Consider the following 7,044-nt stretch of genomic DNA (forward strand, 5'->3'; position numbering starts at 1 on the left):
CCCACCGAACCCGCCTGCACACCGTCCACGTCGGACGCGCCGGCCACCTCGGTGATGCGTCGCGCGCCCGGCCGGCGGGGGTCGCCGTCGTACAGCGCGTCGACGTCGGAGAGCAGGAACAGCGCGTCCGCGCCGACCAGGTGCGCCACCAGCGCGGCCAGCCGGTCGTTGTCGCCGAACCGGATCTCCTCGGTGGCCACCGTGTCGTTCTCGTTCACCACGGGCACCGCGCCCAGCGCCAGCAGCCGCGAGAACGTGCGCTGCGCGTTGCGGTAGTGCGAGCGCCGCACCACATCGTCCGCGGTCAGCAGCACCTGCCCGACGGTCAGCGAGAACCGCCCGAACGAGTTCGCGTACGCGTGCGCCAGCGCGAGCTGCCCGACGCTCGCCGCGGCCTGCTGGGTGGCCAGGTCACGGGGTCGCCTGGTCACGCCCAGCGGCGCGAGACCAGCCGCGATCGCGCCCGACGACACCAGCACCACCTGGCTGCCCGCCGCGCACCGCGTCGCGACCGCGTCCACCAGGGCGTCCAGCCGCGACCGGTCCAACCCGCCCTCGGCGGTGGTCAGCGACGAAGACCCGACCTTCACCACGACCCGGGACGCCGCGGACACCGCCTGCCGGGCCTGCGACGCCGCCACCGAACCGATCACTCGTCGTCGTCCTCTTCGAGCTCGAACCCGTCCGACTCGACGAACCCGCTCTCGTCGTACGTGCCGGGGATCCGGCGGGCCTTCTTCGCCGCCAACCGCTCGGACGCGCCGACCCGGTTGTTGGCCTCCAGCCGGGCGTCGGTGCCGCGACCGCTCATGGTCATCGCGATGCCGCTGGGCGTCGTCGGCTCCCAGTCGAACACCAGGTCACCGATGGTGACCTGGCAGCCCGGCTCGGCGCCCATCTTGACCAGCGCGTCCTCCACGCCCAGGCGCGCGAGCCGGTCGGCCAGGTAGCCGACGGCCTCGTCGTTGTTGAAGTCGGTCTGCCGGATCCACCGCTCGGGCCGCTCGCCGCGCACGATGAAGCCGCCCTCGGTCTGGGCGTCCTCCACCACGGTGAAGCCCTGGTCGTCCACGGCCCTGGGCCGCAGCACGATCCGGGTCGCCTCCTGCTTCGGCCGCGACGCCCGGTACTCCTCCACGACGCGCGCGAGGGCGAAGGTGAACTCGCGCAGGCCCTCGCGGCTGGCGGTGGACACCTCGAACACCGGCAGGCCGCGGGCCTCGATGTCCGGGCGCACCAGCTCGGCCAGCTCCCGGGCCTCCGGGATGTCGATCTTGTTCAGGACCACGACGCGCGGGCGTTCGGCCAGGTCGTCGGCCAGGGAGGGGGTGTACTTCGCCAGCTCCTCCTCCAGCGCGTCGATGTCCGACAGCGGGTCGCGGCCCTGCTCGTACGTCGCGCAGTCCACGACGTGCACGAGCACCGCGCAGCGCTCGATGTGCCGCAAGAAGTCCAGGCCGAGGCCCTTGCCCTCGGACGCGCCGGGGATCAGACCGGGCACGTCGGCCATCGTGAAGATGGTCTCGCCGCCGGTGATCACGCCCAGGTTCGGCACCAGCGTGGTGAACGGGTAGTCCGCGATCTTCGGCTTGGCCGCGGACAGCACCGAGATCAGCGACGACTTGCCCGCCGACGGGAAGCCCAGCAGGCCGACGTCCGCGACGGACTTCAGCTCCAGCACCAGGTCGTGCGCCTCGCCGGGTTCACCCAGGAGGGCGAAACCGGGGGCCTTGCGGGCCTTCGACGCCAGCGAGGCGTTGCCGAGGCCGCCACGGCCGCCCTGGGCCGCGATCAGCCGGGTGCCCTCACCGACGAGGTCCGCGACCACCTCACCGTCGGGCGTGAGGACGACGGTGCCGTCGGGCACGCGCAGTTCGAGGTCCGCGCCGTTCGCGCCGTCACGGTTGCCGCCCTGGCCGCCCTTGCCGCTGCCGGCGGCGGCGTTGGGGCGGAAGTGGAAGTCGAGGAGCGTGTGGACCTGCGAGTCGACGACGAGCACGACGTCGCCGCCCTTGCCACCGTTGCCTCCGTCCGGGCCGCCGAGCGGCTTGAACTTCTCGCGGTGCACGGACGCGACCCCGTTGCCCCCGTCACCTGCGGCGACGTGGATGACGACCCGGTCGACGAAGCGGGACACGGGGATTTCCTTTCCTCAAGATGCAACGAGGGGCGGGAGCCGGAATGCACCGGTCCCGCCCCTCGTCGGAGGTCGTTCCGTCCTACGTCCGAGCTGCTGCTTAGGCAGCGACCTCGACGGGGACGATGTTCACGGTCTTGCGACCGCGCTTGGTGCCGAACTCGACCGCACCGGGAGCCAACGCGAACAGCGTGTCGTCCTTGCCGCGGCCGACGTTCACGCCAGGGTGGAACTTGGTGCCGCGCTGGCGGATCAGGATCTCGCCGGCCTTGACGACCTGACCGCCGAACCGCTTGACCCCGAGGTACTGGGGGTTCGAGTCACGGCCGTTGCGGGAGCTGGATGCGCCCTTCTTGTGTGCCATGGCTAGTCAGATCCTCACTTACCGGTGATGCCGGTGACCTCGACGCGGGTCAACTTCTGGCGGTGACCCTGGCGCTTGTGGTAGCCGGTCTTGTTCTTGAACTTGTGGATGCGGATCTTGGGGCCCTTGGTCTGCTCGACGACCTTGCCGGTCACCGAGAACTTCGCCAGGGCGTCCGCCGCGGAGGTGACGTCATCGCCGTCCACAACGAGGAGCGGCGCCGCGAAGGTGATCTCGGTGTCCGGCTCGCCTTCGAGCTTCTCGACCTCGATGACGTCGCCGACAGCCACCTTGTACTGCTTGCCGCCGGTCTTGACGATCGCGTACATCGGGACGGAAGTCTCCTGCTACTCGACGGGACGGGATCGCGCGCGCCTCGGCTGCACCAACACGAGCACGCTGGGCTTCACGCGACAGGGCCCACCGGACGGCGGGCCGCGTATGAGGTTACGTGGCGGTGGACGGCGTGGTCAAACCGGGGTGGCCGAACCGGGAACGCGCTGGTCACGGCAGGGGTGCCGTCCGGCACCGGGCCCGGACACGGCGAACCGCTGCTCGGCCGGGCCGGGCAGCGGTTCGTCGTGAGGTGGTCGGTCGGTCCGCTCAGACCGCGCCCAGGGGCGGGCCGGCGGGCCTGGAGGCGGCACGGCGGGCCGGACGGCGACGCGTGGTCGCCGCCGGTGCCGCGGGCTCCGGCGCCCGGCCGTTGAGCGGCTGCTCGGCCGCCGGTTCCGGCTGGGCGGCCGGTGCCGGTTCGGGCTGCGCCTGCTCGACCTGGGCCGGTTCGGCCTGGGCCTGCTCGGGCTCGACCTGGGACGGCTGGGTCGGCTCGACCTGGACGGGCCGCGAGACCCGCGCCGGTTCGGGCTCGACCTCGGTCGACTCCGGCTCGGCCGGGGCCTCCTCGGCCGCCGCAGCGGCCTCGGCAGGGGCCACCAGCGCGTCGGGGGCAGCCGGGTCGGCCACCGCGGCGCGAGCCTCCGGGGAGGGCTCGGCGGGAGCCTCCACGGACGCGGCCGGGGCGGAGTCCGCCTGGGCGGGAGCGGGCTCGTCACCGTGCTTGACGACGGCACCGGCTTCGCGGCGGGCCCGGCGGCGCTGGCGGCGGTCGCGCTTCGGGGTCTCCGGCGCGGCCTCCTCCTCGACCAGGGCGGACACCGGCTCGTCCGACGTCGACTGCTCGGTGATCGCCTCCGGCTCCTCGGTCGGCTCCACGGTCAGCTCGGCCACGGGCTCCGGGGCGACGTCGGCCTGCTTGCCGCGACGCGACTTGCGGCCACCGCCCTGCTGCTGTTGCTGCTGCGCCTGGCCACCGCCGTTGCCGTTGCCACCGCCGTTGCCGTGCGAGTGCATGGCGTCGGTCGTCACGACCAGGCCGCGCCCGCGGCAGTGCTCGCAGGTCGTCGAGAACGCCTCCAGCAGGCCGGTGCCGACCCGCTTGCGCGTCATCTGCACCAGGCCCAGCGACGTCACCTCCGCCACCTGGTGACGGGTGCGGTCGCGGCCGAGGCACTCGGTCAACCGGCGCAGCACCAGGTCGCGGTTCGACTCCAGCACCATGTCGATGAAGTCGATCACGATGATGCCGCCGATGTCGCGCAACCGGAGCTGGCGGACGATCTCCTCCGCCGCCTCCAGGTTGTTCCGGGTCACCGTCTCTTCGAGGTTTCCACCCGATCCGGTGAACTTGCCGGTGTTGACGTCGATGACCGTCATCGCCTCGGTGCGGTCGATGACCAGGTAGCCGCCCGACGGCAGCCAGACCTTGCGGTCCAGCGCCTTGAGCAGCTGCTCGTCGATGCGGTACTCGGTGAACGCGTCGGTGTTGGCCACGTGCTTGCGCAGCCGTTCCTGGAGGTCCGGCGCGACGTGCCGCACGTAGCCGTCGATGGTCTCCCACGCGTCCGAGCCCTGGACGACGAGCGCGGCGAAGTCCTCGGTGAACAGGTCGCGGACGACCTTCACCAGCAGGTCCGGCTCTTCGTACAGCAGCTGCGGCGCCTGGGCCTTGGGCGTGTCGGCCTTGTCCTTGATGACCTGCCACTGCGCCTGCAGGCGGGTCACGTCGCGGGCCAGCTCCTCCTCCGCGACGCCCTCCGAGGCGGTGCGGATGATGACGCCCGCGTCCTCGGGGACGACGCGCTTGAGGATGTCCTTGAGGCGCTTGCGCTCGTTGTCGGGCAGCTTGCGGCTGATGCCGGTCGCGCCACCGCCGGGCACGTACACCAGAAAGCGGCCGGGCAGGCTGATCTGGGTGGTCAGCCGGGCGCCCTTGTGACCCACCGGGTCCTTGGTGACCTGCACCAGGACGCTGTCGCCGGTCGACAGGGCCTGCTCGATCTTGCGGGCCTTGCCCTCCAGGCCGGCCGCGTCCCAGTCGACCTCGCCCGCGTACAGCACCGCGTTGCGGCCGCGGCCGATGTCGATGAACGCCGCCTCCATCGAGGGCAGCACGTTCTGCACCCGGCCGAGGTAGACGTTGCCGACCAGCGAGCCGGTGCCGGCCGAGGTCACGAAGTGCTCCACCAGGACGCCGTCCTCCAGCACGCCGATCTGCGTGCGGTCGCCGCGCTCGCGCACGACCATCGTGCGCTCGACGGCCTCGCGACGGGCCAGGAACTCGGACTCGGACAGCACCGGGGCACGGCGGCGACCGGCCTCGCGACCGTCGCGGCGGCGCTGGCGCTTGGCCTCCAGCCGGGTCGACCCGCGGACGCTGCGCACCTCGTTCTGCGCGGCCTCGGAGTCGGCCTTGTCGTCACGGGCGTCGCGGCTCGTGGTCTCGCGGACGTGCACCACCGTGTTCGGCGGGTCGTCCTCGCTCGGCGCGGCCTCTTCCTCGGCGCCGGTCGTGCGGCGACGCCGACGCCGACGGCGGCGGCTGCCCGGGCCCTCGTCGTCGGACTGCGCCTCGTCGGCCGGCTCGGCCTCGGCTTCGGCGGCCTCGGCCGGCTCGTCGCCCTGCTCGTCCTCGCCGTTCTCGTCGCCGACGCCCTTGCCGCGACCGCGACCACGCCGGCCACGACGGCGGCGGCGGCGGCCTTCGCCCTCGTCACCGGCGTCGTCGGCGGCCGAGTGCTCGTCCGCGTCGTCGTCCTCGACGTCGTCGACGTCGTCGTCCCGGCCCACCGGGCTGTCCTTGACCACCGGGGACTTGGCCACCGGGGTCGGCGGCAGGAACACCGCGGACGGCGGGGCGAACAGCGGCACCAGCGGCGCGACCTCACGGGCCACGACCACCGGTTCCTCGGTCTGCTCGTCCACTTCGCCGGTGACGATGTCGTCCCAGTTCAGCAGGCTCTCCGCGACCTTGAGCGCCAGGTCGCGGCTCACGCTCGACTGCGCGCCCTTCACCGTCTCGCCCAGGTCCGCGAGGGCGGCCACCACGTCCTTGCTGCTCGCTCCGAGCAGCTTGGCCAGCGCGTGCACCCGCAGCTTGGCGGGCAGGTCGGCCAGCTCCGGGTGTGCGGATGTGGCGTTACCCCCGCCGGCGGCACCGGCAGGCTTTTCCGTGTTCGACAATGCAGCTCCTCCGCCCCCGGGCGCGTCCCAACCGACGCGGCCGCGCAGGGGCCTCTCTTGTCCACTCACCGCCGCGGCTGGCGGCGGGAATCCTTGCCTTGCGCTGTGGCGCCCACCCGTGGGGCACGCGGCACAGCAGGTCCCATAACACTTTTCGACGACGCCGTCAGCGCCGCTCCGCACCGCCCGGTCAGACCTCCGCGGACCTGTCCAAGGCCAGCGGGTCGACCAGGCCGCCTTCGTCGTCGAGCCGCCCCTGCGCCATCCGGGTCGCCTTCGCGGGCACCGGCGGAACCAGGTCGGCGACGACTCGGAGCGCGCTCAGCACGTCGTCGGGTCTCACGGTAGGGGTTGTCTGCCGTACGACCGTCATGAGTATCCCACACGGCTGTGACAAATCCCGTGCATCGTGTCCCGCGTCGCTCGAATGCGTCCCCGCGCGCACCCCGACCTCGGCCGACACGATCGCCGGCCGCACGTCCACGATCTTCTTCCCGTCCTTGGTCAACCGCTCTACCTCGACGGATGCCGCGGCCATGAGCGCGGTCACCGCTTCGGTCAGCTCTTCGGGCGACACGCCGGGCAGCTCGACGTGCCAGGCGCTCGCCTCGATGCGCTCGGGCAGCGTGCCGCCGGTCGACTGGACGACCTCCAGCACGTCGAGCCCGGGCGGCAGCACGGCGTCCAGCGCGGTCCGCAGCGCCTCCGGGTCGACCCGGTCGACGACCTGCACCTCGACGTACTCCGCCTCGCTGGCCACCCCGGTCGGCGCCGCGCCCACCCAGGACACCTTCGGGTGAGGGCTGAAGCCCTGGGAGTAGGCCATGGGGACGCCCGCCCGTCGCAGTGCGCGTTCGAACGTGCGCGCGATGTCACGGTGTGACGTGAACCGCAGCCGACCGCGCTTGGCGTAGCGCAGTCGCAGCTCGACCACGACCACCTGCTGGCGCTCACCTGGCACCACCTCGTGTTCGACGGCTGGTCGCAGGACCTGTTCTTCCGCGAGCTGACCGCGTTCTAC

At 72.4% G+C, this 7,044-nt stretch carries 6 protein-coding genes; all 6 read right to left on the reverse strand.

All coding sequences use genetic code 11. From position 1 onward, the window contains the following. Positions 1–653, reverse strand: a 653-nt coding sequence (gene proB / locus AB0G02_RS15250) for a glutamate 5-kinase (RefSeq protein ID WP_360794064.1), incomplete at its 3' end; no start/stop codon positions are given. Further along, entirely contained in the window at positions 650–2,137 is a 1,488-nt protein-coding gene (gene obgE / locus AB0G02_RS15255) for a GTPase ObgE (RefSeq protein WP_360794066.1), read from the reverse strand. The genes proB and obgE, both read right to left, overlap by 4 nt. 100 nt (positions 2,138–2,237) lie before the next feature. Beyond that, on the reverse strand, positions 2,238–2,501 hold the full coding sequence (gene rpmA / locus AB0G02_RS15260) for a 50S ribosomal protein L27 (RefSeq protein WP_015098860.1): 264 nt from the start codon (positions 2,499–2,501) through the stop codon (positions 2,238–2,240). A gap of 14 nt (positions 2,502–2,515) precedes the next feature. After that, positions 2,516–2,830, reverse strand: coding sequence for a 50S ribosomal protein L21 (gene rplU, locus AB0G02_RS15265; protein WP_053722830.1), 315 nt, complete (start codon positions 2,828–2,830; stop codon positions 2,516–2,518). 274 nt (positions 2,831–3,104) lie between these two features. Then, positions 3,105–6,023, reverse strand: coding sequence for a translation initiation factor IF-2 N-terminal domain-containing protein (locus AB0G02_RS15270; RefSeq protein WP_360794069.1), 2,919 nt, complete (start codon positions 6,021–6,023; stop codon positions 3,105–3,107). Positions 6,024–6,213: 190 nt separating this feature from the next. Next, a complete protein-coding gene (locus AB0G02_RS15275; RefSeq protein WP_360794087.1) occupies positions 6,214–6,957 on the reverse strand; it encodes a TIGR03936 family radical SAM-associated protein in 744 nt (247 codons plus the stop codon). Positions 6,958–7,044: the final 87 nt, after the last annotated feature.

Source organism: Actinosynnema sp. NPDC023658 (genome assembly GCF_040639995.1).
Classification (GTDB): domain Bacteria; phylum Actinomycetota; class Actinomycetes; order Mycobacteriales; family Pseudonocardiaceae; genus Actinosynnema.

What these genes read in the sequence shown, in the direction of transcription:
- rpmA (WP_015098860.1), bottom strand. Translation starts at nt 2,501, where the DNA reads ATGGCACACAAGAAGGGCGCATCCAGCTCCCGCAACGGCCGTGACTCG.
- rplU (WP_053722830.1), bottom strand. Translation starts at nt 2,830, where the DNA reads ATGTACGCGATCGTCAAGACCGGCGGCAAGCAGTACAAGGTGGCTGTC.